This is a genomic window from Streptomyces sp. CB02009 (assembly GCF_001905825.1).
Taxonomy (GTDB): Bacteria; Actinomycetota; Actinomycetes; order Streptomycetales; family Streptomycetaceae; genus Streptomyces.
The window spans coordinates 369579-395916 of the sequence record NZ_LIVV01000004.1; the positions used below are offsets into that span (position 1 = coordinate 369579).

A 26338-nucleotide genomic window follows, 5' to 3' on the forward strand; every position below is an offset into this window, starting at 1 on the left:
CTCCAGCACTCCGCAGGGCACGGGCGCGGGTCCTCGGACCCGCTCTCACCTGCGTGTTCGCCTGCGCGTGCGTCCTCTACGGGGAGCCGTTCGCCCACGGAGCCGAGGCGCCCGTCAGCTCGGTGGGGGCCACGGCCTCGACCGCGTCGTCCGGCCCCACGTCCGTCCCGCCGTCGCCCTCCCCGACGTCCACCGCCCCGTCGCCCTCCTCCGGCCCTCCCACCGCGACGGTCACGCCCTCCCCTTCCTCCTCCGCGCCCACCTCCCCGGGGCGGACCTGGGGTGCCGGCCCGCCCGCGCCCCCCGCGCCCGCCGCCACCGGCACCGGGGTGGCACCCCCCGCCGCGCCGAACGCCGAGCCCAGCGACGTCCCCTCGCCCGACGGCACCGCGTCGCTGGCGGGCCGTCCCGCGGGCGAGGGGAGGCCGAGGCCCGGACGCTTCGTGCCGCCGGCCGCCGACGACACGGCTCAGCCGGAGGACTCTCGTACCGAAACGGCAACAGACCAGGAGAGCTCCGAGGGCCCCGCGGCCGTCGGGCGGGAGGACGAGGGGGTACGCGAGGAGGAGGCCGCCGCGCCGGAGACGCCCCCCGCCAGCCGGCCGGGCGTCGCGCCGCGGATGGCGTCCGAATCCGCGGCGCCCCTCGTCGACCAGCGGATTCCCGTGCTCACGCTGGGAGTGGGGCTCGCCCTGATGGGTCTCGGGATCGGCTTCCTGGGGCTCCGGATGCGGCGCCGCTGAGCCCCTCGGCCCGCCCGGGTCCCCCTTGAGTCGGACCCGGCCCTTCCGTCTCAGGACGGTTGTCCGCGACGACATACCCGGTATACATACTGAGTATGTCGATCCGCCACGGGCTTCTCGCCCTCCTCGAACGCGGCCCTCGGTACGGCTCCCAGCTCCGTACGGAGTTCGAATCCCGCACCGGCTCCACCTGGCCGCTCAACGTGGGCCAGGTGTACACGACCCTCAACCGGCTCGAGCGCGACGGCATGGTCGCCCAGGGCGGCGAGGACGCGGCCGGGCACGCGCTCTACGCGATCACGGACAGCGGCCGCGCCGAACTCAGGACCTGGTTCGAGAAGCCGGTGGACCGCACCAGCCCCGCCCGCGACGAGCTGGCCATCAAGCTCGCCATGGCCGTGGGCGCCTCCGGCGTCGACATCCGCGACGTCATCCAGTCCCAGCGCCGGCACACCGTGAAGGCCATGCAGGACTACACCCGCCTCAAGGCCCAGGCGCTCATCGCCGTCGAGAGCGGCGGAGCCCGGGAGCGCGACGACGTCGCCTGGCTGCTCGTCCTGGAGCAGCTGATCTTCCAGACCGAGGCCGAGGCCCGCTGGCTCGACCACTGCGAGTCCCGGCTGATCCGCCTGTCGGCGACGGCCGCGGACACCGGGTCCGCCACCGCGACCACGACCAGGGCCGCCACCGGCGGCACTCCCGGAGGCACGGCCGGCGGCACCGCGGAGGCGCCGACCGCGACCGCCCCGACCGGCGCCGACACGGCGCCCACCCGAACCGCACCACCCGAGGCCGCGTCACCCGTGGCCGGGGCGCGCTGACCGCACGGTCGCGCCCCACCCGCACCGCTCGCGCCTCACCCGCCGTACGGCCCGCGCACACCGCCCGCCGTACCACTCCCGCGTCACCTTTCCACCGCTCGCTCCCGTACCCGGCCGACCGTCGGGTACGCCCAAGGGGGGACCCCTCATGTCCGCACAGCAGCCCGTGCTGCAACTCCAGAACCTGACCCGCGTCCATGGCGCGGGTGCCACCGAGGTGCATGCCCTGCGCGGCATCGACCTCGCCGTGTACCCGGGTGAACTCGTCGCCGTCATGGGCCCGTCCGGCTCCGGCAAGTCCACGCTCCTCACCATCGCCGGCGGCCTCGACACCCCCACCTCGGGCCGCGTGATCGTCGAGGACACCGACATCACCCAGGCGAGCGTCAAGGAGCTCGCGGCCCTGCGCCGCCGCAGCATCGGCTACGTCTTCCAGGACTACAACCTCATCCCCGCCCTCACCGCCGCCGAGAACGTGGCCCTGCCGCGCGAGCTGGACGGGACCTCCTCCCGCAAGGCGCGCGTCGAGGCCCTCAAGGCCCTGGAGGAGATGGGCCTCGGCCACCTCGCCGACCGCTTCCCGGACGAGATGTCCGGCGGCCAGCAGCAGCGTGTGGCCATCGCCCGCGCGCTCGTCGGCGACCGCCGGCTCGTCCTCGCCGACGAGCCGACCGGCGCCCTCGACTCCGAGACCGGCGAGTCCGTGCTCGCCCTGCTCCGCAGCCGCTGCGACGCCGGCGCCGCCGGCGTCCTCGTCACCCACGAGCCGCGGTTCGCGGCCTGGGCGGACCGGGTCGTGTTCCTCCGGGACGGCGCCATCGTCGACCAGACCGTGCGCAGCGAGGCCGATTCCCTGCTGTCGGGCCAGGTGGCTGAGGCGTGAAGACCTGGTTCCACTCCTGGCGGGCCGCGATCCGGATCGCCCGCCGCGACGCCTGGCGCTCCAAGGGCCGCAGCGCCCTCGTCCTGGCCATGATCGCCCTGCCGATCCTGGGCGTCAGCGCCCTCGATCTGACCTTCCGCAGCTCCGAGCTGTCCCCCGCCGAGCGGGCGGACCGCATGATCGGCGCGGCCGACGCCCAGTTCAAGGACCCGGGATTCGGCGGAGTGCCGATCTTCCAGGACCCGCTCGGCGAGATGAACACGCCGGCCAAGGACTACGAGAACACGACGTGGCCGAGCGGCCCCACCGATGTCCCCAAGACCTTCCCCGCGGGGTCCACGGTCCTCACGGACAGCTCCGGCTCGGCCAAGCTGACGACGAAGCACGGTCTGCTCGTCACCCAGGTGCGTGAGCTCAAGGCGGCCGATCCGATCGCCCAGGGCATCACGACCCTGCTGGAAGGGCGCTACCCGGAGAAGAACGACGAGGTCGTCGCGACCTCGAACTTCCTGGAGAGCAGCGGGCTGACGGTCGGCTCGACCCTTTCCGCACGCAATTTCGACCGCCCGTATCGGATCGTCGGCTCCTACGAGATTCCCGACGATCTGAAGGCCGTCCAGGTCAACGCGCTCCCCGGCGCCTTCCTCGCCCCGTACGCGAAGGCCGTCGAGAAGGCCGGCCTGCAGAAGCCCGACACCAGCACCACGTACCTGGTGCGCGCGTCCGGTGGTTTCACGTGGAACACGGTCAAGGAGCTCAACGCCAAGGGCGTGATCGTCACCTCGCGTGCCGTGATCCTCGACCCGCCGGCCGACTCCGAGGTCCCGCTCTACCAGAAGGAGAACTGGGGCAACTACGAGGCCGGCTCGGGGGCGAGGGCCGCCGAACTCGCCGCCATCGGCACCGTCGTCGGTCTGGCGATGCTGGAGATCTGCCTGCTCGCCGGACCCGCCTTCGCGGTCGGCGCCCGCCGCTCGCGCCGCCAGCTCGGTCTCGTCGGTGCCAACGGCGGCGCCCGCAGCCACGTCCGGGCCATCGTGCTGAGTGGCGGTCTGGTCATCGGCGTCGCCGCGGCGGTCACCGGCACGGTCCTCGCCCTGATCCTCACCAAGGCACTCCAGCCGTACCTGGAGGAGACTATGGGCCAGCGGTTCGGAGCCTTCGACATCCGGCCGCTCGAAACCCTCGGCATCGCGCTGCTCGCCGTGCTGACCGGCCTGCTCGCCGCCATCGTGCCGGCGATCACCGCCTCCCGGCAGACCGTCCTCGCCTCGCTCACCGGCCGGCGCGGCGTCCGCCGCAGCAGCCGGGTACTGCCCCTGATCGGCCTCACGGCCCTGCTGATCGGCGGCGCGATCGCGCTCTTCGGCTCCATGGTCACCCAGCAGTTCATCGTCGTGGCCGGTGGCTCGGCCATCGCCGAGCTGGGCGTCGTCGCCATGACCCCGGCCCTGGTGGGCCTCTTCGGCCGGGCCGGCCGCTGGCTGCCGCTGTCGCCGCGGCTCGCGCTACGGGACGCCGTGCGCAACCGGGGCCGTACGGCACCCGCCGTCGCCGCCGTCCTCGCCGCCGTCGCCGGTACGGTCGCCGTCTCCACGTACATGGCCAGCGACGAGGCCCAGCAGCGGGCCCAGTACACCGCCCAGATGCCGCACGGAACCGTCGCCGCGTTCGTCACCGAGGAGGGCGGCCGGGACGTTCCCGCGGTCCGCGACGCGATCCAGCGGTACGTCCCCGTCGACATCCGCGCGGACGTCGCCCGCGTCTCGGTCGGCAAGCCCAGCTGCCAGCCCTGGGACAGCGGCCCGGGCTGCGGCCGCTTCGAGGTCGTCGTGCCCCCGGCGAACGAGTGCCCCATGTACCGGACGCTCCCCGGCGGCGGAGACCCCTCGGAGAAGTACACGCCCGAGCAGCGACGGAAGATGCTCACCGACGACTGGCGGTGCAAGGAGGGCCGGAGCAGCGGGATGTACGTCGCCGACGGCGGGCTGCTCGTCGCCGACGCCTCACTCCTGAAGGTGCTCGGCCTCGACGACCCCGCGACCGTGAAGGCCCTCGACGAGGGCAAGCTCGTCAGCTTCAACCCCGTCAACATCGGCAAGGACGGCACGTTCGGGATCAAGCAGATCACCGACCTCGCCGCCGCCGACAAGGCCTCGGAGGCGGGCAGGCCCGCTCCCGGCAAGGTCGTCTCCCTGCCCGCCTACCAGGTGCCCGGGGACGAGAAGTCCTACGGCGTCCAGGCCCTGATCACCCCGGCCACCGCCAAGGCCGCCGGTCTCGCGACCGCACCGCTCGGCATCTACGCCAGCACCGACCGGCTGCCCGACACCGAGGCACGCCAGAAGCTCGACGGCGAGCTCACCAAGCTCGGCAGCGACGTCGACCTACGCGTGGAGGAAGGATTCGTCAACGCCAACAGCCTCATCCTGCTCTCGCTGGCGATCTTCGCGGGGCTCGTCACCATCGGCGCCGCGGGCATCGCCACCGGGCTCGCCCAGGCCGACGCCGAGGCCGACCTGAAGACGCTGGCCGCCGTGGGCGCCCCGCCGCGGGTCCGCCGGACCCTCAGCGGCTTCCAGTGCGGCGTCGTCGCCGCGATGGGCGTGCTCCTCGGCTCGGCCGCCGGAGTGCTCCCGGCGATGGGCCTCCGGCTCAACGAGGAGCGGCAGCAGATGCGCTGGCACGAGGAATCCGTCGCCCAGGGCTGGAGCGCGGCCTCGGACGCGCCGTACGTCCCGATCGTCATCCCCTGGGAGACCCTCGCCGGCCTGCTCGTCGCCGTACCCGTGGGTGCCGCGCTGCTCGCCGCCCTGGTGACCCGCTCGCGCGGCGCGCTGGCCCGGCGCGAGGCGACCTGACGGTCTTCGTTGTCGACCTGTGCCCCCGCACGAGGGTGGATCACCCTCGTGCGGGGGCACACCCCGTGGTGACGCACGTGTACGAGAGAATGGCGGCATGGAGATGCCGAGGAATGACAGGTCGCAGGAGAGCCCCCAGGTCCTCATCGTGGGACAGGACGGGATGGCGCTCGGCGGCACTCAGGGCGACGACGAACCCCGCGAGGTCCCGGTGACGGAAATGGTCGAGCAGCCTGCGAAGGTCATGCGGATCGGCAGCATGATCAAGCAGCTCCTGGAGGAAGTACGCGCGGCACCTCTCGACGAGGCCAGCCGGGTCAGGCTCAAGGACATCCACGCCAGCTCCGTGAAGGAGCTGGAGGACGGGCTCGCTCCCGAGCTCGTCGAGGAGCTGGAGCGGCTCTCCCTGCCGTTCACGGACGAGGCGATCCCCTCGGAGGCGGAGCTGCGCATCGCGCAGGCGCAGCTGGTGGGCTGGCTCGAGGGCCTCTTCCACGGCATCCAGACGGCGCTCTTCGCCCAGCAGATGGCGGCCCGCGCCCAGCTGGAGCAGATGCGCAGGGCGCTCCCGCCGGGTGCGTCGCACGACGATGACGACGACGACCGCGGCCCCGGCCACGCGGTCCGCTCGGGCCCGTACCTGTAGGCCACGGCGGAGTACGCATGCGTGAGGGGCCCGGCACTGGGTGTGCCGGGCCCCTCACGCGTCGTCCGCGACGGCGCCGCGGGCGAGGATCCGGGTCCGAACCCGGGGAATCGGGTCCGAACCCGAGGAATCGGGCCGGGTCAGCCCCGCGGGGTCACGAGCAGGACCTTGCCGACGTGGGTGCCGGACTCCAGCGCCCGATGGCCCTCGGCGGCGTCGTTCAGCGGCAGCGTCCGGTCGACGACCGGCCTGACCGTGCCCGCGCCGATCAGCGGCCAGACGTGCTCCCGTACGGCGGCCACGATCGCCGCCTTCTCCTCCGCCGGGCGGGCCCGCAGCGTCGTCGCCATGACCGCGGCGCGCTTCGCGAGCAGCGCCCCGAGGTTCAGCTCGCCCTTGACGCCGCCCTGGAGACCGATGACGACGAGCCGGCCGTTCACGGCCAGCGCCTTCACGTTCCGCTCCAGGTACTTCGCGCCGACGATGTCCAGGATGACGTCCGCACCCGCCCCGTCCGTCGCCTTGGCCAGCTCCTCGACGAAGTCCTGCTCGCGGTAGTCGATGAGGACGTCCGCGCCGAGCTCGGCGCAGCGCGCCAGCTTCTCGGGGCCACCGGCCGTGACCGCGACCCGCGCCCCGACCGCCTTCGCCAGCTGGATCGCCATCGTGCCGATGCCGCTCGCACCGCCGTGCACGAGCAGCGTCTCGCCGGGACGCAGGTGCGCGATCATGAAGATGTTGGACCAGACGGTGCAGGCGACCTCGGGGAGGGCCGCGGCCGTGGCCAGGTCGACGCCCTCCGGCACCGGGAGCAGCTGCCCCGCGGGGACGACGACCTTCTCCGCGTAACCGCCGCCGGCGAGCAGCGCGCAGACCTCGTCGCCGACGGCCCAGCCGGACACTCCGGGGCCGAGCGCGGCGATCCGGCCCGAGCACTCCAGGCCGGGGTACGGCGAGCTGCCCGGCGGCGGGTCGTAGAAGCCCTGGCGCTGGAGCAGGTCGGCGCGGTTGACCGCGCTCGCCGCCACCTCGACGAGGACCTCGCCCTCGCCGGGTACGGGATCGGGCACCTCGGCCCAGACGAGGGCCTCGGGGCCGCCGGGTTCCGGAATCGTGATCGCATACATGGCGGCGAGGCTACTCCCGGCACCGGCCGGGGCGCGGTGCTCCCGGCTCCGACGGCCGGGTTCGGTCCTCCGGGTTCGGTCCTCCGGGCTCAGGGGGTCCTGGCCCAGCCGGTCCGGACTCGGCAGGTCCGGACCCAGCCGGTCCGGACCGGCTCGGCCGGGGCCGGTCCGGACCGGCCCCGGCCGGATCAGTCCTCCGGCGGCGTCCTGAGCGGGGTGACCGGCACGGCCCGCACGATGGTGATGACCCGGTCGGTGAGCTGGAGCGGGCTGGCCGCGGGGTCGTCGTAACCGAGCAGCCGGTGGCCGCGGAGCACGCTCACGACCAGGTCACCCGTCTCCCGCACGCTCTTCCCGACCTCGCTCTTGGTCACCGGGCGCTCGACCAGGTCGAGACCGGAGCCCTGCTGGATGAGGTCCTCCATCACCGTGCCGGCGCTGGGGCTCAGCACCGAGAGGCCGAGCAGGCGCCCGGCGGCGCTGGCGCTGGTGATGACCGCGTCCGCGCCGGACTGGCGCAGCAGCGGCGCGTTCTCCTCCTCACGGACCGCGGCGACGATCTTCGCGCCCCGGTTGAGCTGCCGGGCCGTGAGGGTGACCAGGACGGCCGTGTCGTCGCGCTGGGTGGCGATGACGATCTGCCGGGCCCGCTGCACCTCGGCACGGAGCAGGACATCGCTGCGGGTCGCGTCGCCGACCACGCCGACGAAGCCGTCCGCGTTCGCCGTCTCGATCACCTTGTTGGAGGGATCGACGATGACGATCTGCTCCTTGCTGAGACCGGTCGCGCAGAGCGTCTGGATCGCGGACCGCCCCTTGGTGCCGAAGCCGACGATGACGGTGTGGTCGCGCAAGGTGGACCTCCAGCGGTTCAGCCGGAACTCCTCGCGGGTCCGCTCCGTGAGGACCTCGAGGGTGGTGCCGACCAGGATGATCAGAAACAGCACGCGCAGAGGCGTGATCAGCAGGATGTTGGTGAGCCGGGCCGAGTCGCTGTACGGGACGATGTCGCCGTATCCGGTGGTGGAGAGCGTGACGGTCGCGTAGTAGGCGCAGTCGAGGAAGTCGAGCGTCTCGTTGGCGTTGTCGTGGTAGCCCGAGCGGTCGACGTAGACGATGAGGACCGTCACGGCGAGCACGCCGAGGGCCATCAGGAGCCGCTTGCCGACCTGGCGCAGGGGCCGCTCGACCTCCCGGCGCGGCAGCTTGACCTGCGGGCCGGAGATCCGCTCCTCCGCGTGGCGGGCCATCACGTCACGACTGGGAAGTTTCACGTGAAACACGCTCCTTGGGCCGGTACGGCCCCCTCGGCCGCCGGCCAGGGAAGGTCGAGGACATCCAGCTCTTGCCCGGGGCGGGCGCCGCCGGGCGGGACGACGGCCAGGCCGTCGGCGGCGGCGATGCCCCGGAGCATGGCCGGTCCGTTGAATCGCAGGGGCACGGCGCGTCCACCACGGCGGACGACCGGGACGAGCCGTGTGTCGTACGGATGGCCGGGCACCTCGTCCCGCACGGGGACGCGGGGCGGGGCGGGCGCCGCTGCCGCGGCCCCGGTCAGCGCGGCCAGGAGCGGCTGCGCCAAGGTCAGAAGCCCGGAGACGGCCGCGAGCGGGTTGCCGGGAAGCCCGACGAGATGGCGGACGTGCGGGGGCTCGGCCCGGGCGGGCGCCGACGGCAGGGGCTCGGACCGGGCGGGCTCGGACCGGGCGGGCTCGGCCGCGAGGCGGGCGAGCAGCATCGGGTGACCGGGCCGGACCTTCACGCCGTCGACCAGGAGGGTCGCGCCGGCCTTGTCCAGGACGCCGTGGACGTGGTCCACGGGCCCGGCGGCGGTTCCGCCGGTCGTGAGGACCAGGTCGGCGGCGGAGCCGGTGACGGCCGCGTACAGCTCCTCGGCCTCGTCACCGATCCTGCGGGTGGCGAGGACGTCGGCGCCGAGCGCCGCGAGCCACGGGCCGAGCATGGGGCCGAGGGCGTCGCGGATCAGACCGTCGTGGGGGAGCCCCGTCGTGAGCAGCTCGTCGCCGAGGACCAGGATCTCGACCCGGGGGCGCGACGGTACGGGCAGCTCGTCGTAGCCGGCGGCCGCGGCGAGACCGAGCACGGCCGGCGTCACGACGGTGCCGGCGGGCAGCAGCTCGTCGCCGGTACGGCACTCCTGGCCCCGGGGCCGGATGTCCTGCCCCGGCACGACCTCGCGCAGGGCGTGCAGCACCGCGCGCCCGGCACGTGCGGGGTCGGCGGGGGCCGGCTCGGTGCGGGCGTGCTCGGCGCGGACGACGGCGGTGGTCCCGACCGGGACCCGGGCGCCGGTGGCGATCCGTACGGCCTCGCCGTCGGCCGCCTCGGCATCGGACGCCTGTCCGGCGAGGACGGCGCCCTCCGCGCGTACGGTCCAGGGGCCGGGACCCGCGACCGCCCAGCCGTCCATGGCGGAGGTGTCGAAGGGCGGCAGGTCGGTGAGGGCGAGCAGCGGCTCGGCCAGGACCTGGCCGAGCGCCTGCCCGAGGGGTACGCCGCGCGGCGCCCGGCCGGCCCGCGCGGAGGCCCCGGCGCGGGCGGCGGCGGCGCGGGCCTCGGGCCAGGCGGTGGCCCGGTGCGGCTGCCCGGCCCGCGCGTCGGCGGTTCCGGGGGCCACCGGAAGGGGCTCCTTCAGGGTCATCCCGCCTCGTCCTGCTCGGCGGCCCAGCGCTGGGCCAGCGCGGCGGCCTTGCGGGCGGCCTCGGCGACCGCCTCGGGGCCGCCCTCGGTGCCCGCGCGCGCCGCCGCGTACCCGACCAGGAAGGTGGTCAGGGGTGCGGCGGGGCGGGCCACTCCGTGGGCGGCGTCGCGGGCCAGATCGAGCAGGACGCCGGTGTCGACGTCCAGCTCGATGCCCAGTTCGTCCTTGACTGCGGTGATCCATTCATCCAGCACGGTCCCATGCTCCCTGATGCGGGCGCGGGCCGTGGCGATGTCCTTCCAGGTGTCGCAGTCGAAGGAGGCCAGCGGCCCGGCGGCGACCCGGGTCAGGCGCAGCGCACCGGTGAGCTGCCGCAGCGGGCCGCCGGCGAGCGTGCCGCGCTCCTCGGCGATCCGTGCCAACTCCCGCCGGAGCGGGGTGACTCGGTAGGCGGCGACGAGCGGCTGGTCCCGTCCCCCGGCGTCGGTGAGGAGCGCGGCCTCGGCGTCGGGGGCGTCGGCGAGCGCCCCGAGCAGCCGGTGGACGGTGTCCTCGTCGAGGAAGGGCAGGTCGGCGGAGAGGACGAGCAGGACGTCGGCCCCGCCGGCCCCGGCATCCCCGAGTCCGGTCCCGCCTCCGGCGCGGGCGCCCGCGCCGATCTCCCGTACTCCCGCGTCGAGGGCGGCGAGCGGCCCTCCGCCGGGCGGGTCCTCCCTGGTCCAGCGGACGGGGCGGACGGTCGGGCGGGCGTCGCCCACGACCACGGTCCGGTCCGCGCCGCGGCACGCGGCGAGGACCCGGTCGAGGAGCGCCCGGCCTCCGACCCGTACTCCGGGCTTGTCGGCACCGCCGAGTCGCTGGGCGGCGCCTCCGGCGAGCACGACGGCGTCATGTGGGGTGGTCACCCCAGCAGTATGGTCCGCCGCCCCTTCCCGCCGTCGGGCGCGTCTCCCTGGTGGGACGGCACGCACGGCGGAACAGACGGCGGAACAGGCGGCGGACGGGTCCGGAGGCCGGAGCCGGCGGCCGGCGGCCGGCGACTTGTCAGGTGGCCCGAGCGCGGCTCCGGAGGACGGCCGGGGCCCTGCCCGCCGGGACCGGGGCAGGTCCGTCACGCCGCGCAGCCCCGGCAGGACCGGGCAGGTCCCGCCGGGGCGTTCGGTGTCAGAGCGTGCGGAGCAGGACCGCGGGCTGCTCGACGCAGTCCGCCACGTACCGCAGGAACCCGCCCGCCGTACCGCCGTCGCAGACCCGGTGGTCGAAGGTGAGCGAGAGCTGCACCACCTGACGTACGGCCAGCTCGCCCTGGTGGACCCAGGGTTTCGGGATGATCCGGCCGACGCCGAGCATCGCCGCCTCGGGGTGGTTGATGATCGGCGTGGACCCGTCGACCCCGAACACCCCGTAGTTGTTCAGGGTGAACGTGCCGCCCGTCAGATCCGCCGGCGTGAGCGCCGACTCCCGTGCGGCCTCGGTCAGCCGGGCGAACTCCGCCGTCAGCGACTCGGCCGTCCGGGTCCCCGCGTCCTTCACCACGGGGACGACCAGGCCGCGTGGGGTCTGGGCGGCGAAGCCGAGATGCACGGCCGGCAGCCGGACGATCTCGCGGGCCGCCATGTCCACGGTGGAGTTGAGCTCGGGGAACCGCGCCAGGGCGTGGACGCAGATCCGGGCGAGGAGCGCGAGCAGGGAGATCTTCGGCCCGCCCGCCGCGTTCATCGCCGCCCGCGCGGCCATCAGCTCGGTCGCGTCGGCGTCCACCCAGCAGGTCGCGTCCGGGATCTCCGTACGGCTGCGGGACAGCTTGTCCGCCACCGCTCCGCGGACCCCGCGCAGCGGCACCCGCTCACCGGCCGTGGCGACCGCGGCGGACGGCGCCGCGGCGGGCACGGCGACCCGGGAGGGCGCGGCAGCCGGGGTGGGCGCGGCGGCGGGCCGCTCCAGGGCCGCGATGGCCAGCTCCACATCGGCGCGCAGGATCAGCCCCGCGGGCCCCGATCCGCGCACCTCGCGCAGATCGAGCCCCCGGTCCCTGGCCAGCTTCCGCACGAGCGGCGAGATGACCGGCACCGGGCCGTCGTGGGCCGGGACGGCCTCGGCGACGGGAGCCGGGGCGGCCACCGCGACCGGAGCCGCGACCGGGGCGGGTGCGGGGGCCTTCGCCACGGCGTGGCTCTCGTGCCGCACTCGGCGGCGCCGGGCGGCGGGCCCTGCCGTGCCGTACCCGACGAGCACGTTGCCCGAGTACTCGGACGACACGGCGGACTCGGCAGCGGTCTCCCCCACCGTGGGGGCGGCTCCGGGAGCCGCCTCCGCGAGCTCCTCCGGTGCGCCCGTGCCACCCACAGCGACCGTCAGAAGCGGCGCGCCGACGGGCAGTTCGGTGCCCTCCTCGCCGTACCGGGCGGTGACGACACCGCCGTACGGGCAGGGCACCTCGACCATGGCCTTGGCCGTCTCGACCTCGACGACCGGCTGGTCGATGGCGACGACGTCGCCGACCGCGACGAGCCAGCGGACGATCTCCGCCTCGGTGAGTCCCTCACCGAGGTCGGGCAGCTTGAACTCGAGCACCTGGGCCATCAGCTTCCCGCCTCCCACTGCAGTCGCGCCACCGCGTCCAGGACCCGGTCGACGCCCGGCAGATGGTGCCGTTCCAGCATCGGCGGCGGGTACGGGATGTCGAAGCCCGCGACCCGCAGCACCGGCGCCTCCAGGTGGTGGAAGCAGCGCTCGGTGACGCGCGCGGCGATCTCCGCGCCGGGCCCGCCGAAGCCCGTCGACTCGTGGACGACGACCGCGCGGCCGGTGCGCCGCACCGAGGCGCAGACCGTCTCGTCGTCGAAGGGGACGAGCGAGCGCAGGTCGACGACCTCCAGGTCCCAGCCCTCGGCCTGCGCGGCCTCCGCCGCCTCCAGGCAGACGGGCACGGAGGGACCGTAGGTGATCAGCGTGGCTCCGGTGCCCCGCCGTCGCACCACGGCCTTGCCGATCGGTTCCACGGCGGCGGGCGCCTCGGGGGACCAGTCGGACTTGGACCAGTAGAGCCGCTTGGGCTCCAGGAAGACCACCGGGTCGTCGGAGGCGATGGCCGCGCGGAGCAGCCCGTAGGCGTCCTCGACAGTGGCCGGGGTGACGACGTGGAGTCCCGGGGTGGCCATGTAGTAGGCCTCGGAGGAGTCGCTGTGGTGCTCGACGCCGCCGATCCCGCCGCCGTACGGGACGCGGATGACGATCGGCATCGGCATCGCGCCGCGCGTCCGGTTCCGCATCTTCGCCACGTGGGAGAGCAGCTGCTCGAAGGCCGGGTAGGCGAACGCGTCGAACTGCATCTCGACGACCGGCCGCAGGCCGTACATCGCCATGCCGACGGCCGCGCCGAGGATGCCGGCCTCGGCCAGCGGGGTGTCCGTGCAGCGGTCCTCGCCGAACTCCTTCGCGAGTCCGTCGGTGACCCGGAAGACCCCGCCGAGGGTGCCGACGTCCTCGCCCATCACGTGGACGGTCGGGTCCTCGGCCATCGCGTCGCGCATGGCGCGCTGCAGCGCCTGCGCCATCGTGGCGGGCTTGGCCTTCCCGGCCCCGCCGCCCTTACCGGCCTTCCCGGCGGTCCTGTCCGCCGTGGATCCGGTCGTCGCCGTCGTCATCACGCCTCACCCTCGGCTTCGAGCTCGGCGCGCAGCTGCGCCGCCTGTTCCCGCAGCTGCGTGGTCTGCTCCGCGTACACGTGCGAGAAGAGGTCCATCGGGTTCAGCACCGGGTCGGCGTTCATCCGCTCGCGCAGCTCCGCGGCCATCGTCTCGGCGGCCTCGGCCGCCGCGCGCCTGCCGTCCTCGTCGAGCAGGCCGCGCTCGGTCAGTTCCCGTTCGAGGATCAGGATCGGGTCGTGCGCCCGCCAGGTCTCGACCTCGCCGGCCGCGCGGTAGCGGGTGGCGTCGTCGGCGTTGGTGTGGGCGTCGATCCGGTACGTGATCGCCTCGACGAGGGTGGGGCCGCCGCCGCGCCGCGCTCGGGCCACGGCCTCGGTGAGCACCTGGTGCACGGCGACCGCGTCGTTGCCGTCGACGAGCCGGCCGGGCATCCCGTATCCGACGGCCTTGTGGGCCAGGGACGGGGCGGCGGTCTGCTTGGCGAGCGGCACGGAGATCGCGAAGCCGTTGTTCTGCACGAGGAAGACCACGGGGGCCTGCCAGACGGCCGCGAAGTTCAGCGCCTCGTGGAAGTCGCCCTCGCTGGTGCCGCCGTCGCCGACCATGGCGAGCGCGACGACGTCGTCGCCCTTGAGCCGGGCGGCGTGGGCGAGGCCCACCGCGTGCGGGAGCTGGGTGGCCAGCGGCGTGGAGAGCGGCGCGATGCGGTGCTCGTGCGGGTCGTACCCGGTGTGCCAGTCGCCGCGGAGCAGCGTCAGGGCCTGCACGGGGTCCAGGCCGCGGGCGACCGCGGCCAGGGTGTCCCGGTACGAGGGGAAGAGCCAGTCCCGCTCCTCCAGGGCGAGGGCGGCGGCGATCTCGCACGCCTCCTGGCCGTGGGTGGACGGGTACACGGCGAGCCTGCCCTGCTTGGTGAGGGCGGTGGCCTGGGTGTTGTACCGGCGGCCTCGGATCAGCTCCGCGTAGAGCCGGAGCAGCAGCGCGGGATCGGCGTCGGCCACGGCGTCCGTGCCGAGCACGCGCAGCGGCTCGGTGTCGGGCAGCAGCGGGGTGGGGTCGGTACGCGGCTGCCAGGCCGGCGGCGGGGTCGGCCGGTAGGCGGGAACGGCACCGGGCGGCTCTTGGACTGTCGAACTGCGCTGTTGCAACGAGTCCACCTCCTCGTGGGAGCGGGCATAAGACCCGAAGGCGGGTGGCGCGAGTGTGGCGCGCCTCACCTACCGATTGTTCGGTCGTGGAGGCATTTTGGCTACAGGCACCTTCAGCCTGTGGACAAACGGTTCTCCACAGCCTGGGATGAGTACAGGTCGTCCACCGGAGAGAGGCGGGGGCACATGGCGGATGAACAAATGGCCGTCGACCGGAGCGGGGCTCCGGACGACGACCCGGGCGGCGACCCGGGCGGCGCGCTCCGCGGGACCGGGAGCGAGGTGCCCGGCGAGGCCCTGAGCGCCCCGATCGGCACGCCGACGGGCGCCCTTCCGGCACGCCCGCTGGACGCGATCGACCGGGACATCCTGCGACTGCTGCAAACGGACGGTCGCGCCTCGGTACGCTCCGTCGCCGAGCGGGTGCACGTCTCCCGGGCCAACGCCTACGCGCGGATCAACCGGCTCATCGACGACGGGGTGATCCGCGGCTTCAGCGCGCGGGTCAACCACGAGCGGGCGGGCCACGGCGCCTCCGCCTACATCACGCTCAAGATCGTCCAGAACTCCTGGCGGACGGTCCGCGAGCAGCTCGGCGCGCTGCCGGGGGCCACGCACATCGCGCTGGTCAGCGGCGACTTCGACGTCCTGCTGCTGGTGCACACGCCGGACAACAGGACCCTGCGCGAGCTGGTGCTCACCCGGATCCAGGCGATCCCCGAGGTGCTGTCCACGCGCACGCTGCTGGTGTTCGAGGAGACGGACCTCAACACGGACCCGCACGCCTGACGACACGGGCCCCGAGACGGCGAAGGGCGGGGTCCCGGCACGGCGGAGGACGGCCCCGACGAGGGGCCGTCCTCCGCTCCACAGACTCGTGGGATCGTCGATCCAGGCCCGATGGACCCCTCAGGCCGTCTCAGGCCCTGAGGAACCGGCCGGGGCCCAAGCCGACCCGGCCCAACGCGCCCCCAGAGCCACCCGGCGGGGCCATTCCGGCCCCGGCGGCCTTCCCCAGGGCCCGGCCCCTCAGCGGGCCGTCCTGAGCCCGTCGAACGCCAGGCGCGCGACGGTCTCGGCGAGCTGCTCGCGCTCCGCCGTCGCGTCCGGATGCGGCCGGTACCACTCCACCAGCGAGTTGATCATTCCGAAGAGCAGCCGGGTCGCGAGCCGGATGTCCACATCGGCCCGCAGATCGCCCTCCTCGGCCGCCGCCTTCAGCAGATCGGCCACCTTGTGGTCGAACTCGCGCCGCCGCTCCATGGCCCACCGCTCGGTGCCGGTGTTGCCGCGCACCCGCAGCAGCAGCGTCACGTACGGCAGCTCCGCGATCAGCACCTCGACCGTGCGGCGCGTGACGTGCTCGACCCGCTCGACGGCCCGGCCCCGGCCGGCCTCCGGCTCGTCGAGGATCGCGAAGAGCCCGTCGAGCGCCCGGCTGACCGCCCGCCGCAGCAGCTCCTCCTTGCCGGACACATGGTGGTAGATCGACGACTTGGAGATCCCGGCCGCCTTGGAGAGGTGCTCCATGGACGTGCCGTCGTAGCCGCGCTCGTTGAAGACCCGCACGGCGACCGAGAGCAGCGTCTCGGGCGTGTAGGTGTCGCGTCTCGCGGTGGTCATCGGGAGTCCTCCGCGTCCTCGGCGTGCCCCCGGCGTGCCGTGCCCAGGCTCGGCGCGTACCGGCCCGTGGGGTAGCGGTCGTGCATCGCGTCGAGGAGGTCCCTCACGCGCGCGTGGCCCACGTTCCCGGCCCACTCCAGCGGGCCGGCCGGGTAGTTGACGCCGAGCCGCATGGCCGTGTCCACGTCCTCGGCGGTGGCGACACCGCGGTCGACGGCGTCGGCGGCGAGGTCGGCCAGCATGGCGACCGTGCGACCGACGATCATGCCGGGGACGTCGCCGATCACGGAGACCTGCTTACCGAGCGCCTGGAAGAGACCGACCGCCTCCGCGAGGGTCTCGTCCGAGGTCCCCTCCCGGGTGGAGAGCACGATCCGGGTCGCGCGCGCGTAGTCCAGCGCCAGGTCGAAGTAGACGATCTCGTCGGTGCCGTACTCGAAGGAGGTCTCTCCGTCGACGAGCAGGAGCCGGCCGCCGCCGGGCAGCTGGATGTACCCGTGGCCGCCCTTGCGCCGGACGGCGATCCCCGCCGCCTCGAAGAGCCCGATCAGCGGCTGGGCGGGCCCGAGGTCGCCCAGTACGGCGATCTTCTTCGGCGCCTCCGCCGGCGCCGCCGTGTGCGGCTCGGGCCGCTCGGCGCCCTCCGCGTACGAGAACCAGCCCTGGCCCGTCTTGCGGCCGAGGCGCCCCGACTCCACGAGCCGCCGCTGCGCGAGCGAGGGCGTGAACTTCGGGTCCTGGTGGAAGGACTCCCACACGGACCGGGTGACGGCCTCGTTCACGTCCTGGCCGATGAGGTCGGTCAGCTCGAACGGGCCCATCCTGAAGCCGCCGCACTCGCGCAGGGCCGCGTCGATGGTGGCCGGGTCGGCCGCGCCCTCCTCGAAGACCCGCAGCGCCTCCGCGTAGAAGGGGCGGGCGACCCGGTTCACGATGAAGCCGGGGGTGTCCGCACAGCGCACCGGGGTCTTGCCCCAGCCCTTCACCGTCTCGTACGCGCGCGTGGCGACGTCCGGCCCGGTGGCGAAGCCGCTGACGACCTCGACGAGGGGGAGCAGCGGCGCCGGGTTGAAGAAGTGCAGTCCGACGAAGCGGCCGGGCAGCCGCAGGCCCCCCGCGATGGCGGTGACGGAGAGCGAGGAGGTGTTGGTGGCGAGGACCGTGTCGTCGCCGACGACCTTCTCCAGGTCGGCGAAGAGCTGCTGCTTGACGGGCAGCAGTTCGACGATCGCCTCGACGACGAGCGCCGCGTCCGCGAGCTCCCCGAGGTCCCGGGCGGCGGACAGGCGTCCGACGGCCGCCGCGCGCGCGGTGGCGTCGAGACGCCCCTTCTCGACGAGGCGGTCGAGGCGCGCGGTGAGGGCGGCCACGGCCTCCTCCGCGCGGCCGGGGGCGCTGTCGTAGAGCCGCACGGGGTGGCCGGCGACCAGGGCGACCTGGGCGATGCCCTGGCCCATGGTGCCGGTGCCGACGACGGCGACGGTCCGGTCCCGCCCGACGGGGCCCGGGGCCCCTCCGGCGGCGGCTTCGGATGCTTCCACGGCGGCGGCAGGCCCACTGGCGGTCACGTCGTCGCTCCCCCTGACGGTCACGTTGGCGCTCATAGGAGTGATCCTCCCCGATGGGTTTTCCACAGGATCGACAGGCCCCCTTGTCCCGACCGATCGTTCGGTTACTCTAACTCCGTACGTGTCTCCCTGCCCAGCTCGACGAGGAGTTGGTCCACCCATGGCCACCGCTCTGCCGACCACCGACCGACTGGCCGAGAAGCACCGGTCCACGCTCGACCAGGCGCTCGACACCATCCGGACCCGCGCCTACTGGTCGCCGTATCCCGAGCACCCGAAGGCGTACGGGGAGGACGGCTCGCTCGACGCCGCGGCCGGCCTCGCCGCCCACCAGGCCCGGCTGAACACCCGCTTCGAGCTCGACCAGCCCGGCACGGACGGCTGGACCGGCGGCGAGACCTCGCCGTACGGCCCCGAGCTGGGCATCGAGTACCCGCACGCCGACATCGACGTCCTGCTCCCCGCGATGCGCGCGGGCACGGCTGCCTGGCGCGACGCCGGGGCCGAGACCCGCGCCCTGGTCTGCCTGGAGATCCTCGCCCGGATCTCCGCCCGCACCCACGAGTTCGCCCACGCCGTCATGCACACCAGTGGCCAGGCGTTCATGATGGCGTTCCAGGCCGGCGGCCCGCACGCCCAGGACCGCGGCCTCGAAGCCGTGGCGTACGCGTACGCGGAGCAGACCCGCACCCCCGCCGGCCGGGCCGACTGGTCCAAGCCGCAGGGCAAGCGCGACCCGCTCGAGCTGAGCAAGGAGTTCACCCCGGTCGGCCGCGGCATCGCCCTGGTCATCGGCTGCAACACCTTCCCCACGTGGAACGGCTACCCGGGCCTGTTCGCCTCCCTCGCCACCGGCAACCCGGTCCTGGTCAAGCCGCACCCGCGCGCGGTGCTCCCGCTCGCGCTGACCGTGAGCGTCGCCCGTGAGGTGCTCGCCGAGTCAGGCTTCGACCCGAACCTGGTCGCGCTCGCCGTCGAGCGTCCGGGCGAGGGGATCGCCAAGACCCTGGCCGTGCGCCCCGAGATCCGGATCATCGACTACACCGGCTCGACCGCCTTCGGCGACTGGCTGGAGGCCAACGCCCGCCAGGCGCAGGTCTACACGGAGAAGGCCGGCGTCAACACGGTGGTGGTCGACTCCACCGACGACTACAAGGGGATGCTCGCCAACCTGGCCTTCTCGCTGTCCCTCTACAGCGGCCAGATGTGCACCACCCCGCAGAACCTGCTGATCCCCCGCGACGGCATCACCACCGACCAGGGCCCCAAGTCGTACGACGAGGTCGTCGCCGACCTGGCCGCGGCGGTGGGCGGTCTGCTCGGCGACGACGCCCGGGCGAACGGTCTGCTGGGCGCCCTGGTCAACCCGGACGTGAAGGCGCGGCTCGAGGCCGCCGCCGGTCTCGGCGAGGTGGCGCTCGCCTCCCGCGAGGTCGTCAACCCGGAGTACCCGGACGCGGTGGTCCGCACGCCGGTCGTCGTGAAGCTGGACGGCTCCAAGCCGGACGCCCAGGCCGCGTACTTCTCGGAGTGCTTCGGCCCGGTCTCCTTCGCCGTCTCGGTGGACTCCACCGCCGACGCCCTGGAGCTGCTGCGGCGCACGGTCCGCGAGAAGGGCGCGATGACGGTCGGGGCCTACACGACCTCGGCGGACGTCGAGCGCGCGGTGGAGGAGGTCTGCCTGGAGGAGTCGGCGCAGCTGTCGCTGAACCTCACGGGCGGCGTCTATGTGAACCAGACCGCCGCGTTCTCCGACTTCCACGGCTCCGGCGGCAACCCCGCGGCGAACGCGGCCCTGTGCGACGGCGCCTTCGTCTCCAACCGCTTCCGGGTGGTGGAGGTCCGCCGCCAGGCCTGAGGCACACCCGCGTGGAGGCTCCCAGGGGCCTCCACGCGGGCCCTCCGGGGCCCGTCCTCCCGCGTGAGGGTGTCGACCTCCTCCGTGCGGGTTCTCGACCCTCCTCGGAGATCTCGGCTCCCAAGAGATCCGGACTCTAGGGAATCTCGATCTCCGCGTAGCGCTGGACCCATGCGTGCATGGCGATCGCGGCGGCAGCCCCCGCGTTGATCGACCGGGTCGAGCCGAACTGGGCGATCGAGCAGACCATCTCCACATGGGCGCGGGCCTCCTCGGTGAGCCCCGGGCCCTCCTGTCCGAAGAGCAGCACGCACCGGCGGGGCAGCACGGTCCGCTCCAGCGGTACGGCGCCCGGCAGGTTGTCGATGCCGATGACCGGGATGCCCTCGGCCGCCGCCCACGAGGTCAGCGACTCGGTGTCCGGGTGGTGCCGGACGTGCTGGTAGCGGTCGGTGACCATGGCGCCGCGCCGGTTCCACCGCCGCCGGCCCACGATGTGGACCTCCTTCGCCAGGAACGCGTTGGCGGTCCGTACCACCGAGCCGATGTTGAAGTCGTGGCCCCAGTTCTCCACGGCCACGTGGAAGTCGTGCCGCCGGGTGTCCAGGTCGGCGACGACCGCCTCCCGCGTCCAGTACCGGTAGCGGTCCACGACATTGCGCCGGTCGCCTTCGGCGAGCAGCTCGGGGTCGTACCGCTCGCCCTCGGGCCACGGCTCGGGGTGCGGGCCGACGCCGACCTCGGGGCCGAAACCCTCGTCGTACTGGACCGGCTCCGACGCCTCGGGCGCTGCCGTCTCTTCGGTGGTGCTCACCCGACGAGGGTACGGGGACCGTGCTCCTCACCCGTACGGCGCTGCTCGGGCACCGTCCCGGCGGGCGCCCGCCGCCACAGCCGGTCCCTGCCCCGGACGACCCGGGCTCCGAGCGCCACGAGGAACGCCGTCGGCAGGAACACCGCGTCGGCGGAGATCATCGCGAGCGAGAAGACCGGCAGCCCGAGGAGCACCGCGATCCCGGCGTGCTCCAGCATCATCGCGACGAGCAGGACGTTCTTGACCTTGCGGTGGAAGAGCGTGAACGGGAAGGCGACCTGCACGATCACCGTGCCGTAGGTCAGCAGCATCACCATGATCCCGCTGGTCCCGAGCAGCTCGGAGAGGGCGGGCCAGGGCGTGAAGTAGTCGAGGTTCAGCGGGTAGAACAGCGCGGTGCCGTCCTGCCAGCGCGAGCCCTGGATCTTGTACCAGCCGGCCGTGGCGTAGATCAGGCAGACCTCCGCCATGATCACGAACAGGGCGGCGTTGTGCGCGAGGTTCGCGAGGGCGTCGAGCAGGGTGCGCGGCTCCCCGGGCGCGAACCGGCACACCAGCCACCACAGGCCGTTCCCCAGCCACAGGACCCACAGCAGCACCGGCAGCCACCATTCGCCGGTGACCTGGCTGAACCAGGTGGTGGCGAGGAGGAAGCCGCCGAGCACCGTCCACAGGAGCGGGCCGACGCGGTCGTGGCGCGGGGGTTCGCCGGCCTTCGCGGCGCGGGCCTCGCGGGCGGCCCGCCGGGCGTCGAGGGACCACACCTGGGAGCAGCGGGTCAGCACGAGGTAGATCGCGGCGAGGTGGAGGACGTTGTCGCCGCCGTCGCCGACGAAGACGGACCGGTTCTGCAGCGAGAGCACGCCGGCCATGAAGACGACCGACACGGCGCGGGTGCGCCAGCCGAGCAGGAGCAGCACGGCCGAGAGCACGGCGAGCCCGTAGACGAGCTCGAACCAGAGCCGGCCGTCCGACCACATGAGCACGGTGAAGGAGCGGTTGTCGGCGATCAGCCGGCGGGCCATCTCCCAGGACCAGGGGCCGTCGGGTCCGTACAGCTCGTGCCGGAACGGCAGCTCGCGCAGCAGGAAGACCAGCCAGGTCAGCGAGAAGCCGATCCGAACGATCGCGGTCTGGTACGGGCCGAGGGCGCGGCCCGTGACGTTCTGGACGGCGCGGGCGAGCCGACGGTCGAAGGGCTCGCGGGCCCGGCCACGCGCGGGCGTGGGGGCGGCGGAAGCAGGGCGGGGGGTGGGAGTGCTCATCGGCCCGCCTCCGTGCGGCTTCTGTCGACCCCGGCGGGCCGGTCGGCGTCGGTGACCGGCCACCACGGGAAGTCGCGGTAGGAGGGGGCGGTGTCGTTCTTCTCGGTGCCCCACGCGGGCGCGGCGACCGCCCGGGTGACGGTGCGGAGCTGCACGCGCTCCGCGTCGCCGGACCGGTCCCCGAGGCGGAGCATCGCGATCCGGCGCATGTACTCCTCCGAGAGACGGCCGCGCATCCCGTTGGGGGTGTGGTCCTCGGAGTGCGAGTTCAGATAGAAGTCCACGGCCCGCCGGAGCTCGTTCTGCTGGGCGTGGCTGGGCATCGGGTTGTGCCGGATCGCCTCGGCGTCCTGGGCGGTGAGGTCGATCCAGCCGGTGGTGCGGCGGCTGCCGTCGGCGGCGACGAGTTCGGCCCGGACCTCGACGGAGACGTTCTGCTGGAGCGGGTTGGGCGCGAAGAGCTTCCAGTTCTGTTCGAACTCGGGATAGACCCAGTCGTCGACCGCCTGGCCGTGCCGCTTGGTCAGCGTGTTGGACGGGGCGACGTGCAGGAACACCATCGCCAGATGGACGCAGGCGAAGACCCCGACGACGGCGAGCGCCACGGCGAGGACGACCTGGTAAGGCATCGACAGGGCCATGATCCCGCCGCCCGCGCGTTCCGCAGCGGGCCGCACGTCCGAGCCGTCGCCCGACAGACCCGAGGGCTCCGGGGCGTCCGAGGGCTCCGTCGTCACCGGGTCCGACGGGCCCTGGTGCCCGGTGCCGGCCGGGGGCGTCGGACGGCCGTCGTCCGCGTCGGCGGCGCCTTTCTCGACGTACGCGTCCATCCCGCCCCGATCCCGATCGGCCCACCCCGGTTATCCACAGGGTTGACACCATACGGGCCGCCGACTCACCATTGAAGCTATTCAACCGAACGATCGGTCGGTAGGGAGTCCGATGACTGCAGTGACGTCAGGGACGGCAGAGACCACGGGCGCGCCCGGCGGGTCGGACGCGGCCATGGCGGCGGAGCAGGCCGCCTACGAGGCCGTGTTCGACGCCGCAGTGGCCGCCGACGAGCGGATCGAGCCGCGCGACTGGATGCCCGAGGCCTACCGCGCCTCGCTCGTCCGGCAGATCGCGCAGCACGCCCACTCCGAGATCATCGGCATGCAGCCGGAGGCGAACTGGATCACCCGCGCGCCCTCGCTGCGGCGCAAGGCGATCCTCATGGCCAAGGTCCAGGACGAGGCCGGCCACGGCCTGTACCTGTACAGCGCCGCGGAGACCCTCGGCACCAGCCGCGACGAGCTGCTCGACAAGCTCCACTCCGGCCGCCAGAAGTACTCCTCGATCTTCAACTACCCCACGCTGACCTGGGCCGACGTCGGCGCCATCGGCTGGCTGGTGGACGGCGCCGCGATCACCAACCAGGTCCCGCTCTGCCGCTGCTCCTACGGGCCGTACGCCCGCGCGATGGTCAGGGTCTGCAAGGAGGAGTCCTTCCACCAGCGCCAGGGGTACGAAGCCCTGCTCGCCCTCTCCCGCGGCACCGAGGCCCAGCACGCCATGGCGCAGGACGCCGTGGACCGCTGGTGGTGGCCCTCGCTGATGATGTTCGGCCCGCCGGACGACGAGTCCACCCACACCGCGCAGGCGATGGCCTGGAAGATCAAACGGCACTCCAACGACGAGCTGCGGCAGCGCTTCGTCGACATCGCCGTCCCCCAGGCCGAAGCCCTCGGACTCACCCTCCCCGACCCCGACCTCCGGTGGAACGAGGAGCGCGGGCACTACGACTTCGGCGCCATCGACTGGACCGAGTTCTGGGACGTCCTCAAGGGCAACGGCCCCTGCAACGAGCAGCGGATCAGCCGCCGGCGCCAGGCCCACGAGGACGGCGCCTGGGTCAGAGAGGCAGCGGCCGCCCACGCGGAGAAGCACCGCGTGGACAAGCACCGCGTGGACAAGCACCAGGCCGAGCAGCACCAGCACACCGCACAGCACGGGGAGGCACAGGCATGACGAGCGACAGCTGGCCGCTGTGGGAGGTGTTCGTGCGCTCCCGCCGCGGACTGTCCCACACCCACGCGGGCAGTCTCCACGCACCCGACGCGGAGATGGCCCTGCGGAACGCCCGCGACCTGTACACCCGCAGGAGCGAGGGCGTCTCGATCTGGGTCGTGCCCTCCGCGGAGATCACCGCCTCCTCGCCCGACGAGAAGGACCCGTTCTTCGAGCCCTCCGCCGACAAGCCCTACCGCCACCCGACGTTCTACGAGATCCCGGAGGGGGTGAAGCACCTGTGAGCACCACCCCGGCCACGAGCGGCGCCGCCGTGATCACCGGCGCCGCCCTCGCCCTCGGCGACGACGCCCTCGTCCTCTCCCACCGCCTGGGGGAGTGGGCGGGCTCCGCCCCCGTCCTGGAGGAGGAGGTCGCCCTGGCCAACATCGCACTCGACCTCCTCGGCCAGGCCCGCGTCCTGCTCTCCCTCGTCGGCGACGAGGACGAACTGGCCTACCTCCGCGAGGAGCGCTCCTTCCGGAACGCCCAACTGGTCGAGCAGCCGAACGGCGACTTCGCCCACACCATCGCCCGGCAGCTCTACTTCTCCACCTACCAGCGGCTTCTGTACGGGCAGCTGGCCTCCGGCGACGGCCCCTTCGCCGGCCTCGCGGCCAAGGCCGTCAAGGAGGTCGCCTACCACCAGGACCACGCCGAGCACTGGACGCTGCGCCTCGGCGACGGCACCGACGAGAGCCACCACCGCATGCGGCGGGCCTGCGACGCCCTCTGGCGGTACACGGGCGAACTGTTCCAGCCCGTCGAGGGGATCGACGTGGACCACGCGGCCATGGAGAGCGCCTGGCTGGCCTCGGTCACCGACGTCCTCGGCAGGGCCACGCTCACCGTCCCCGAAGGACCGCGCACCGGCGCCTGGGCCGCGGGTGCCGGACGGCAGGGACTGCACACCGAGCCGTTCGGACGGATGCTCGCGGAGATGCAGCACCTGCACCGCAGCCACCCGGGGGCGACATGGTGACCATGACGGCCCTGGAGGAGGAGCTGAGCCGGATCGCCGGCGCCGTCCTCGACCCCGAACTGCCCGTCCTCACCCTCGCGGAGCTCGGCGTCCTGCGCGGCGTCCACGTCACAGGACCCGGTCGGGTCGAGGTCGCCCTGACCCCGACGTACACCGGATGCCCCGCCGTCGAGACCATGTCCACGGACATCGAGCGCGCACTCCACGAGCACGGAGTGCCGGAGGTCTCCGTGGTCACCGTCCTCGCCCCCGCCTGGTCCACCGACGACATCAGCGAGGAAGGACGGCGCAAGCTCGCCGAGTTCGGCGTCGCACCCCCGCGCCCCCAGGGCCCGGCCGGCGGCCCGGTACCGCTGACCCTCGCGATCCGCTGCCCCCACTGCGGCTCCACCGACACCGAACTCCTCAGCCGCTTCTCCTCCACCGCGTGCAAGGCTCTGCGTCGCTGCACCGCCTGCCTCGAACCGTTCGACCACTTCAAGGAGCTGTGATGGAGTCCTCAGGCGCGGGCGCCCGGGCCGGCGGACGGGCCGGGTTCCACCCCCTCAGGGTGAGCGAGGTCGAGCAGCTCACGGACGACTCCGTGGCGGTCACCTTCGCCGTCCCGCCCGAGCTCCACGACACCTACCGGCACCTCCCCGGCCAGCACCTCGCCCTGCGCCGCACCGGCGAGCACGGCGAGGAGATCCGGCGCACCTACTCCATCTGCGCCCCCGCCACCCCGGCCGGCGAGGCCCCCGTCCTGCGCGTCGGCATCCGGCTCGTCGACGGCGGCGCCTTCTCGACGTACGCCCTCAAGGAGCTGGCCGCCGGCGACCTCGTCGAGGTCATGGAACCGATGGGCCGCTTCACGCTCACCCCGCGCCCCGGCCACTTCGCGGCCGTCGTCGGCGGCAGCGGCATCACCCCCGTCCTGTCGATCGCGGCCACCCTGCTCGCCCGCGAGCCCGAGGCCCGGTTCTGCCTGATCCGCAGCGACCGCACCGCCGCCTCCACGATGTTCCTCGACGAGGTCGCCGACCTGAAGGACCGCTACCCCGACCGCTTCCAGCTGGTCACCGTCCTCTCCCGGGAGGAGCAGCAGGCAGGTCTGCCGTCCGGCCGCCTCGACCGCGAGCGCCTCGCCGCGCTCCTGCCCTCGCTGCTGCCCGTCGGCGCCATCGACGGCTGGTTCCTCTGCGGCCCCTTCGGACTCGTCCAGGGCGCCGAGCAGGCCCTGCGCGGCGCCGGAGTCGACCGCGGACGGATCCACCAGGAGATCTTCCACGTCGACGACGGCTCCGCGCCCACCACGGTGCCCACCGCCGACACCCCCGCGCACGCCACGCTGACCGCGACCCTGCACGGCCGGTCCGGCACCTGGCCGGTGGACCGCGGCGAGACCCTCCTCGACACGGTGCTCCGCTCCCGCGCCGACGCCCCGTACGCCTGCAAGGGCGGAGTGTGCGGCACCTGCCGCGCCTTCCTCGTCGGCGGAGAGGTGCGGATGGACCGCAACTTCGCGCTGGAACCGGAGGAGACCGACGCCGGATACGTCCTGGCCTGCCAGTCCCACCCGGTCACACCGGACGTGGAGCTGGACTTCGACCGCTGACGCGCGAGGAACCGGCGCCACAGCCCTCCGGCCCGACTGTGGCG

25 protein-coding genes are annotated in these 26338 nt (G+C 73.6%); 12 read left to right on the plus strand and 13 right to left on the minus strand.

Annotation, left to right across the window (positions count from 1 at the left end; all coding sequences use genetic code 11):
- Positions 1–76: 76 nt before the first annotated feature.
- Positions 77–235 carry a hypothetical protein gene (locus AMK27_RS42705; protein ID WP_158076923.1) on the minus strand — a complete coding sequence of 53 codons (159 nt, stop codon included), beginning with the start codon at positions 233–235 and terminating at the stop codon, positions 77–79.
- A gap of 94 nt (positions 236–329) precedes the next feature.
- Here AMK27_RS42705 and AMK27_RS17995 point away from each other — a divergent pair, with 94 nt between their 5' ends.
- The 5 genes from AMK27_RS17995 (at position 330) to AMK27_RS18015 (ending at position 5954) form a co-directional block, all read left to right on the plus strand.
- Positions 330–743 (plus strand): hypothetical protein, encoded by a 414-nt coding sequence (locus tag AMK27_RS17995; RefSeq protein WP_143204863.1) that lies wholly within the window; start codon positions 330–332, stop codon positions 741–743.
- A gap of 95 nt (positions 744–838) precedes the next feature.
- Entirely contained in the window at positions 839–1564 is a 726-nt protein-coding gene (locus tag AMK27_RS18000; protein ID WP_107425604.1) for a PadR family transcriptional regulator, read from the plus strand.
- Between the two features lie 148 nt (positions 1565–1712).
- Entirely contained in the window at positions 1713–2447 is a 735-nt protein-coding gene (locus tag AMK27_RS18005; protein WP_073908576.1) for an ABC transporter ATP-binding protein, read from the plus strand.
- Positions 2444–5308 (plus strand): ABC transporter permease, encoded by a 2865-nt coding sequence (locus AMK27_RS18010; protein ID WP_073908578.1) that lies wholly within the window; start codon positions 2444–2446, stop codon positions 5306–5308. The genes AMK27_RS18005 and AMK27_RS18010 overlap by 4 nt, the downstream gene beginning before the upstream one ends.
- 97 nt (positions 5309–5405) lie before the next feature.
- Entirely contained in the window at positions 5406–5954 is a 549-nt protein-coding gene (locus AMK27_RS18015; protein ID WP_015034799.1) for a bacterial proteasome activator family protein, read from the plus strand.
- 140 nt (positions 5955–6094) lie between these two features.
- Here the strand turns inward: AMK27_RS18015 and AMK27_RS18020 are convergent, their stop codons facing one another.
- The 7 genes from AMK27_RS18020 to pdhA form a co-directional block, all read right to left on the minus strand.
- Positions 6095–7081 carry an NAD(P)H-quinone oxidoreductase gene (locus AMK27_RS18020; RefSeq protein ID WP_073908580.1) on the minus strand — a complete coding sequence of 329 codons (987 nt, stop codon included), beginning with the start codon at positions 7079–7081 and terminating at the stop codon, positions 6095–6097.
- A 188-nt stretch (positions 7082–7269) separates the two neighbouring features.
- Positions 7270–8355, minus strand: coding sequence for a potassium channel family protein (locus AMK27_RS18025; RefSeq protein WP_073908583.1), 1086 nt, complete (start codon positions 8353–8355; stop codon positions 7270–7272).
- Positions 8352–9743: a molybdopterin molybdotransferase MoeA gene (locus tag AMK27_RS18030; RefSeq protein ID WP_073908585.1), complete on the minus strand. Its 1392-nt coding sequence runs from the start codon at positions 9741–9743 to the stop codon at positions 8352–8354. Before AMK27_RS18030 ends, AMK27_RS18025 begins: the two co-directional genes overlap by 4 nt.
- Complete coding sequence (locus AMK27_RS18035) at positions 9740–10648, minus strand: NTP transferase domain-containing protein (protein WP_073908588.1); 909 nt, start codon at positions 10646–10648, stop codon at positions 9740–9742. The genes AMK27_RS18030 and AMK27_RS18035 overlap by 4 nt, the downstream gene beginning before the upstream one ends.
- Before the next feature lie 259 nt (positions 10649–10907).
- A complete protein-coding gene (locus AMK27_RS18040) occupies positions 10908–12326 on the minus strand; it encodes a dihydrolipoamide acetyltransferase family protein (RefSeq protein ID WP_241847532.1) in 1419 nt (472 codons plus the stop codon).
- A complete protein-coding gene (locus AMK27_RS18045; protein WP_073908594.1) occupies positions 12326–13390 on the minus strand; it encodes an alpha-ketoacid dehydrogenase subunit beta in 1065 nt (354 codons plus the stop codon). The genes AMK27_RS18040 and AMK27_RS18045 overlap by 1 nt, the downstream gene beginning before the upstream one ends.
- Positions 13390–14550, minus strand: a complete 1161-nt coding sequence (gene pdhA / locus AMK27_RS18050) for a pyruvate dehydrogenase (acetyl-transferring) E1 component subunit alpha (RefSeq protein WP_073908597.1) — start codon at positions 14548–14550, stop codon at positions 13390–13392. The genes AMK27_RS18045 and pdhA overlap by 1 nt, the downstream gene beginning before the upstream one ends.
- 177 nt (positions 14551–14727) lie before the next feature.
- Here pdhA and AMK27_RS18055 point away from each other — a divergent pair, with 177 nt between their 5' ends.
- On the plus strand, positions 14728–15330 hold the full coding sequence (locus AMK27_RS18055; protein ID WP_107425605.1) for an Lrp/AsnC family transcriptional regulator: 603 nt from the start codon (positions 14728–14730) through the stop codon (positions 15328–15330).
- A 240-nt stretch (positions 15331–15570) separates the two neighbouring features.
- Here AMK27_RS18055 and AMK27_RS18060 read toward each other — a convergent pair whose 3' ends face one another.
- Both AMK27_RS18060 and AMK27_RS18065 read right to left on the minus strand, forming a co-directional pair.
- Entirely contained in the window at positions 15571–16164 is a 594-nt protein-coding gene (locus AMK27_RS18060; protein ID WP_073908600.1) for a TetR/AcrR family transcriptional regulator, read from the minus strand.
- Entirely contained in the window at positions 16161–17768 is a 1608-nt protein-coding gene (locus AMK27_RS18065) for a 3-hydroxyacyl-CoA dehydrogenase (protein ID WP_079188495.1), read from the minus strand. Before AMK27_RS18065 ends, AMK27_RS18060 begins: the two co-directional genes overlap by 4 nt.
- Before the next feature lie 124 nt (positions 17769–17892).
- Between AMK27_RS18065 and paaN the strand changes: the two genes are divergently transcribed.
- Complete coding sequence (gene paaN, locus AMK27_RS18070; RefSeq protein WP_073908603.1) at positions 17893–19590, plus strand: phenylacetic acid degradation protein PaaN; 1698 nt, start codon at positions 17893–17895, stop codon at positions 19588–19590.
- A 136-nt stretch (positions 19591–19726) separates the two neighbouring features.
- On the opposite strand, the gene AMK27_RS18075 is transcribed toward paaN, so the two are convergent.
- The 3 genes from AMK27_RS18075 to AMK27_RS18085 are packed head-to-tail and all read right to left on the minus strand — an operon-like array spanning position 19727 to position 22499.
- The gene (locus tag AMK27_RS18075; protein ID WP_073908606.1) at positions 19727–20404 is read right to left on the minus strand and encodes a TrmH family RNA methyltransferase; all 678 of its coding nucleotides are present in this window, start codon (positions 20402–20404) and stop codon (positions 19727–19729) included.
- Positions 20401–21669: an HTTM domain-containing protein gene (locus AMK27_RS18080; protein WP_073908610.1), complete on the minus strand. Its 1269-nt coding sequence runs from the start codon at positions 21667–21669 to the stop codon at positions 20401–20403. The genes AMK27_RS18075 and AMK27_RS18080 overlap by 4 nt, the downstream gene beginning before the upstream one ends.
- Positions 21666–22499, minus strand: a complete 834-nt coding sequence (locus AMK27_RS18085; RefSeq protein ID WP_073908613.1) for a DUF5819 family protein — start codon at positions 22497–22499, stop codon at positions 21666–21668. The genes AMK27_RS18080 and AMK27_RS18085 overlap by 4 nt, the downstream gene beginning before the upstream one ends.
- Before the next feature lie 112 nt (positions 22500–22611).
- Here AMK27_RS18085 and paaA point away from each other — a divergent pair, with 112 nt between their 5' ends.
- The 5 genes from paaA to AMK27_RS18110 are packed head-to-tail and all read left to right on the plus strand — an operon-like array spanning position 22612 to position 26294.
- On the plus strand, positions 22612–23679 hold the full coding sequence (gene paaA, locus AMK27_RS18090) for a 1,2-phenylacetyl-CoA epoxidase subunit PaaA (RefSeq protein ID WP_107425606.1): 1068 nt from the start codon (positions 22612–22614) through the stop codon (positions 23677–23679).
- A complete protein-coding gene (gene paaB, locus AMK27_RS18095) occupies positions 23676–23963 on the plus strand; it encodes a 1,2-phenylacetyl-CoA epoxidase subunit PaaB (protein ID WP_073908616.1) in 288 nt (95 codons plus the stop codon). Before paaA ends, paaB begins: the two co-directional genes overlap by 4 nt.
- The gene (paaC, locus tag AMK27_RS18100; protein ID WP_073908619.1) at positions 23960–24700 is read left to right on the plus strand and encodes a 1,2-phenylacetyl-CoA epoxidase subunit PaaC; all 741 of its coding nucleotides are present in this window, start codon (positions 23960–23962) and stop codon (positions 24698–24700) included. Before paaB ends, paaC begins: the two co-directional genes overlap by 4 nt.
- Positions 24694–25191 carry a 1,2-phenylacetyl-CoA epoxidase subunit PaaD gene (gene paaD / locus AMK27_RS18105; RefSeq protein WP_073908622.1) on the plus strand — a complete coding sequence of 166 codons (498 nt, stop codon included), beginning with the start codon at positions 24694–24696 and terminating at the stop codon, positions 25189–25191. Before paaC ends, paaD begins: the two co-directional genes overlap by 7 nt.
- The gene (locus AMK27_RS18110; RefSeq protein ID WP_073908625.1) at positions 25191–26294 is read left to right on the plus strand and encodes a 2Fe-2S iron-sulfur cluster-binding protein; all 1104 of its coding nucleotides are present in this window, start codon (positions 25191–25193) and stop codon (positions 26292–26294) included. Before paaD ends, AMK27_RS18110 begins: the two co-directional genes overlap by 1 nt.
- Positions 26295–26338: the final 44 nt, after the last annotated feature.

What these genes read in the sequence shown, in the direction of transcription:
- AMK27_RS18000 (WP_107425604.1), top strand. Translation starts at nt 839, where the DNA reads ATGTCGATCCGCCACGGGCTTCTCGCCCTCCTCGAACGCGGCCCTCGG.
- AMK27_RS18060 (WP_073908600.1), bottom strand. Translation starts at nt 16,164, where the DNA reads ATGACCACCGCGAGACGCGACACCTACACGCCCGAGACGCTGCTCTCG.
- AMK27_RS18020 (WP_073908580.1), bottom strand. Translation starts at nt 7,081, where the DNA reads ATGTATGCGATCACGATTCCGGAACCCGGCGGCCCCGAGGCCCTCGTC.
- AMK27_RS18005 (WP_073908576.1), top strand. Translation starts at nt 1,713, where the DNA reads ATGTCCGCACAGCAGCCCGTGCTGCAACTCCAGAACCTGACCCGCGTC.
- AMK27_RS18085 (WP_073908613.1), bottom strand. Translation starts at nt 22,499, where the DNA reads ATGGACGCGTACGTCGAGAAAGGCGCCGCCGACGCGGACGACGGCCGT.
- AMK27_RS18110 (WP_073908625.1), top strand. Translation starts at nt 25,191, where the DNA reads ATGGAGTCCTCAGGCGCGGGCGCCCGGGCCGGCGGACGGGCCGGGTTC.
- AMK27_RS18080 (WP_073908610.1), bottom strand. Translation starts at nt 21,669, where the DNA reads ATGAGCACTCCCACCCCCCGCCCTGCTTCCGCCGCCCCCACGCCCGCG.
- AMK27_RS18040 (WP_241847532.1), bottom strand. Translation starts at nt 12,326, where the DNA reads ATGGCCCAGGTGCTCGAGTTCAAGCTGCCCGACCTCGGTGAGGGACTC.
- paaB (WP_073908616.1), top strand. Translation starts at nt 23,676, where the DNA reads ATGACGAGCGACAGCTGGCCGCTGTGGGAGGTGTTCGTGCGCTCCCGC.
- AMK27_RS18030 (WP_073908585.1), bottom strand. Translation starts at nt 9,743, where the DNA reads ATGACCCTGAAGGAGCCCCTTCCGGTGGCCCCCGGAACCGCCGACGCG.
- AMK27_RS18045 (WP_073908594.1), bottom strand. Translation starts at nt 13,390, where the DNA reads ATGACGACGGCGACGACCGGATCCACGGCGGACAGGACCGCCGGGAAG.
- paaN (WP_073908603.1), top strand. Translation starts at nt 17,893, where the DNA reads ATGGCCACCGCTCTGCCGACCACCGACCGACTGGCCGAGAAGCACCGG.
- AMK27_RS18015 (WP_015034799.1), top strand. Translation starts at nt 5,406, where the DNA reads ATGGAGATGCCGAGGAATGACAGGTCGCAGGAGAGCCCCCAGGTCCTC.
- AMK27_RS18055 (WP_107425605.1), top strand. Translation starts at nt 14,728, where the DNA reads ATGGCGGATGAACAAATGGCCGTCGACCGGAGCGGGGCTCCGGACGAC.
- AMK27_RS18065 (WP_079188495.1), bottom strand. Translation starts at nt 17,768, where the DNA reads ATGAGCGCCAACGTGACCGTCAGGGGGAGCGACGACGTGACCGCCAGT.
- paaD (WP_073908622.1), top strand. Translation starts at nt 24,694, where the DNA reads ATGGTGACCATGACGGCCCTGGAGGAGGAGCTGAGCCGGATCGCCGGC.
- paaA (WP_107425606.1), top strand. Translation starts at nt 22,612, where the DNA reads ATGACTGCAGTGACGTCAGGGACGGCAGAGACCACGGGCGCGCCCGGC.